Origin of the sequence: Mesorhizobium sp. M7A.F.Ca.CA.001.10.2.1, from assembly GCF_003998575.1 — a bacterium.
Taxonomy (GTDB): Bacteria; Pseudomonadota; Alphaproteobacteria; order Rhizobiales; family Rhizobiaceae; genus Mesorhizobium.
Map to the genome: position 1 here is coordinate 1 of NZ_RZQY01000647.1, position 3,474 is coordinate 3,474.

The following is a 3,474-nucleotide window of genomic DNA, read 5'->3' on the forward strand; positions in this document are numbered from 1 at the left end:
TGATGTCGTAGTGCAAGCTGCCGAACACGGTGACCAGCGGCGATGTCGTCATGAGCCCCGGTCTTTTCGTTTCGATGTCACCGCGGACATGGTGCGGCCGAGATTGCGCTCCGCCGCCTGATAATCGCGCTGTGCCACCGCCACGAACAGCGCGTCGAGGATGTTGAGCTGGGCAATGCGCGCCGCTGCGTTCTCGCCCATCAGCGGCGAGCCTTGCGCGGTCGAGCAAAGCACGATGTCGGCGACCGCAGCCAGCGGCGAGTTGTCGTAGTTGGTGATGGCCAGCGTGCGGGCACCGTTCTTGCGGGCCAGCTGGATGGCGTCGATGACGGCCGACGTGTTTCCCGAATGCGAGAAGCCGACGGCGATGTCGTCGCCGCCGAGCAGCGAGGCCGACATCAGCATCATATGCGAATCGTCATAGACGGATGCGCGGATGCCGATGCGCAGAAACTTGTGCGAGACATCGCGGGCGATCTGCGCCGAGCCGCCGACGCCATAAAAATCCCGGTTCTTGGCACGGAAGAGCAGCTCGGCGGCCCGGTCGAAATCCTCGATGTCGAGGATCGCCAGCGTCTCCTCCAGCGCCTGGATGGAGGTGCGAAACACTTTTTGCACGATCTCGGCCGAACTGTCGTCGGATGACAGTTCCTGGTGCATCTCGGCGGTCGGCAGGCGACTGTATTCATAGACGGCGGTGCGGAAGTCGCGATAGCCGGAAAAGCCGAGCTTCTTGGCGATTTTGACCACCATCGCCTCGGACACGCCGGACTCTTCGGCGATCTGTTTCAGCGGAATGCTCTCGTCGAAACCGCGCCGGCCGAAGACGGTTTCCACCACCTTCGCCTCCAACGGGGTGAGATGCGGCATCATCATGCGGATGCGCGGTCCTACCGCTTTCAGGTCCAGCCCGCTCAAGGTCATCCACGCCCCCTCGTCACGCGATCGATAAGCATCGCGGCGAGGATTATAAGACCAGTTGCCAGAAGCTGATAGAAGGACTGGACGTTCATCAGCGTCAAACCGTTGCGCATGGCGCCGAGGATGACGGCGCCCAGGATGGTGCCGACGATGCTGCCCTTGCCGCCCATCAGCGAGGCGCCGCCGATGGCGGCAGCCGCGATAGCGTCGAGTTCCCAGAGATTGCCGAGGATGGGCTCGGCGGCGCCGAGCCGGCCGACCAGGATCTGCGCGGCAAGCGCCGCCAGCAGGCCCGAGATCATGTAGGCGGCGATCTTGGTGCGGGCAATCGGCACGCCGGCGATGTAGGCCGCCTCCTCGTTGCCGCCGACGGCAAGCAGATATTCGCCGAAGGGCGTCTTCTTCAAAACGACCCAGGCGACGACAGCCACGCAGGCGACGATGATGACCGCCAGAGGCAGTCCAAACAGCGATCCGTTGAAGATGGCGCGAAAGCTTGGCGGAAGGCCGAGCACCGGATTGCCGCCGGTGTAGATCAGCGCCAGCGCCCGATAGGTGCTGAGCGTTCCCAACGTGACGATGAAGGGCTGCAGCCCGACATAGGCGACGAGCACGCCGTTGACGAGGCCGCAGGCAAGGCCAATGGCGAAGCCGGCGGCGATGGCCAACGGAAACGGCACGCCGGCGACCATCATAGAGGCCGAGATGACGGCCGAGAGTGCCGCCGTCGGCCCGACCGACAGGTCGATGCCACCGGAGATGATGACCAGCGTCATGCCCAGCGCCAAACAGGCATTGATGCTCGACTGCTGCAGGATGTTGATCAGGTTGCGCTCGGCGAAGAAGCCGGGCACCAGCGTGCCGAATACTGCCAGGATCACGACAAGGCCGATCAGCGTGCCGGCGTCGCGCATGGAAACGCCGCGCAGGAATTCGGCGCGTGGTCGCACCAGAGTGGTATCCGACATATCCGTCACCTACTGCCTTGCCTGTTGCGCGGCCGGCGTTTGCGTTTGTGGGATGGCGTGCGCCGCGATCGCCTGTTCGCTGATATCGTCTCTGTGGAGTTCGGCCGCGATCGTGCCGTCGCGCATGACCAGCACGCGGTCGGCAAGCCGGATCACTTCGGGGAGTTCGGAGGAGACGACGATCACGGCATGGCCCTCGGCGGCGAGTTCCTCGATCAGATGATAGATCTCCGCCTTGGCGCCGACATCGATGCCGCGTGTCGGTTCGTCGAACAAGAGGATGCGCGTTCCCGCGGCCAGCCAGCGGCCGATGATCGCCTTCTGCTGGTTGCCGCCGCTGAACAGGCGGATCGGCCGGTCGAGCAGGAACGGGCGCAGATTGACGCGGCTCATCCTGTCGACCGCCACCTGTTTCAGCCTGGTGTGATCGATGACGCCGCGCGGCGCGAATACGTTCATCGAGGCCAGCGCCATGTTGCTGGTGATCGAGCGCAGCGGCACGATGCCTTCGCGCTTGCGCTCCTCCGGCACCAGGCCGATGCCGGCGGCAATCGCATCGCGCGGGCCGGCGAAGCGCGCCGCCTTGCCGTCGATTGCAATGGTGCCGGCCGTGGCGCGATCGGCGCCGGCCAGGAGCCGCAAAAGTTCAGTTCGGCCGGAACCGACCAGGCCGGCAATCCCCAGCACCTCGCCGCGATGCAGATCGAACGACACGTTGCGCACCTTCGTCGCCGAGGAGAGGCCACGCGCGCTCAGCATGACCTTGTTCGTGGCATGGGAATTATGGTGTTCCTGCGCCAGTTCGCGGCCGACCATCATCGCCACGACCGCTTTCTCCGACAGGTCTTTCAGATCGACGGAATCGACGACGACGCCATCGCGCATGATGGTGGCGCGCCGGCAGATGCCGAACACCTCATCCAGCTTGTGCGAGACATAGACGACGGCGACGCCATCGCGCGCCAAACCTGTAATGACTTGCGCGAGCCGTTCGAATTCGCTCGGCGTCAGGCTCGATGTCGGCTCGTCCATGGCGACGATGCGGGCGCGATCGAGCAATGCCCTGGCAATCTCGACAATCTGCCGCTGCGCCACCTTCAGGGTGCCGAGCGGGGCGGCTGGATCGATGGAAGGGTCGATGGCTGCAAGAGCCTCGGCGGCGCGGCGCTCCTGCTCTCTGCTGGCGACGAAGATGCCGCCGCGCGTCAGCGGATGGCCGAGGAACATGTTCTGGGCGACGCTGAGGCGCGGCACCTGCTGCAATTCCTGATGGATCATGGCGACGCCCGCAGCGCGCGCGGCAACCGGGTTGGCGAGTGTAACCGGCTTGCCGTCGATGAGGACGCTTCCCGCGGTCGGCCTGTAGACGCCAGACAGGACGCGCAGCAGCGTCGACTTGCCGGCGCCGTTTTCGCCGAGCAGGCCATGGATTTCACCGGCCCCGACCGAGAACGAAACGCCGTCAAGCGCCCGTACGGCCGGAAACAGCTTGGAAATGCCCTGGAATTGCAGCCGGGGTGACATCGAGTTCTATCTCCGGGCCATGGTGCCGGACAGAAGCGAATTGCCCTGACCGGCACTGTTG

Annotated in this window: 3 protein-coding genes; all 3 read right to left on the bottom strand. The window is 64.8% G+C overall.

What is annotated here, in order from left to right:
• Nucleotides 1-48: 48 nt before the first annotated feature.
• From EN964_RS29140 to EN964_RS29150, 3 genes are read right to left on the bottom strand one after another with little or no spacing between them, the layout of a single operon-like run.
• Entirely contained in the window at nucleotides 49-924 is an 876-nt protein-coding gene (locus tag EN964_RS29140) for a MurR/RpiR family transcriptional regulator (RefSeq protein ID WP_013529211.1), read from the bottom strand.
• Nucleotides 921-1,889: an ABC transporter permease gene (locus tag EN964_RS29145; RefSeq protein ID WP_127269390.1), complete on the bottom strand. Its 969-nt coding sequence runs from the start codon at nucleotides 1,887-1,889 to the stop codon at nucleotides 921-923. Before EN964_RS29145 ends, EN964_RS29140 begins: the two co-directional genes overlap by 4 nt.
• Before the next feature lie 9 nt (nucleotides 1,890-1,898).
• Nucleotides 1,899-3,413 carry a sugar ABC transporter ATP-binding protein gene (locus EN964_RS29150; protein WP_127269389.1) on the bottom strand — a complete coding sequence of 505 codons (1,515 nt, stop codon included), beginning with the start codon at nucleotides 3,411-3,413 and terminating at the stop codon, nucleotides 1,899-1,901.
• Between the last annotated feature and the right edge of the window lie 61 nt (nucleotides 3,414-3,474).